The sequence below is a fragment of the Vibrio sp. 1978 genome (assembly GCF_033344345.1).
Genome location: NZ_JAWPOP010000624.1, coordinates 1 through 630, shown reverse-complemented (window position 1 = coordinate 630; position 630 = coordinate 1). Strand labels below are relative to the sequence as shown.

1 protein-coding gene is annotated in these 630 nt (G+C 46.0%); it reads left to right on the top strand.

The annotated features are described in order from the left end of the window. Positions 1–585 (top strand): DUF6701 domain-containing protein (locus R8N49_RS28200; RefSeq protein WP_318190579.1); only part of this gene is annotated, 585 nt, incomplete at its 5' end. Positions 586–630 lie beyond the last annotated feature (45 nt).

Sequence of the window (630 nt, the reverse complement as noted above, 5' to 3'; positions counted from 1 at the left end):
ACTAAAGGCCATTACCCTGATGGCCCGTTCAACCGCGGTGCAAACAGCAAGAGCAGTAAAATTGGCTTGGTGACTACTCACGTGGTTGATGAGGTGAACTTCTTCGATGGCGGTGAAATTCTGACGAAACAACCAGACATTCGTTTTGGTCGTTTGAACTTTAAGGATGTTGGCGGAAATCAGGGCATGAAGATCAAAGTGCCATTGGACGTAGAGGTGTGGCAAAACGGTAGATTTGTTACAAACTTAGATGACAACTCGACAACCGCAAATGGTGCGTACTACACCAGCACGCCTATTTGGTCGAACGCACCGGTAAATAACGCCCAGTTATCTGGTGTTGCTAAGATGAGTGTTGGCAGAACCAACGACATCATTGCAAGCCAAATTGACGCGGCAAGAGAACAAATTCAGTTCAGCCTAAATCTAGATCACTCAGGCAACCAACTGCCTTGGCTCAAATATGACTGGGAAACTTCGACTCCCGAAGAAGAAAACCCGCCAACAATAGTCACGTTTGGTATTCACCGTGGAAACGATCGCATTATCTATCGTGGTGAGCCGAATATGCTCGGTTTAAATTAGCCTCTTAAACCAACACTAGACGGCAAATAAAAAGAGCCCCTCAAT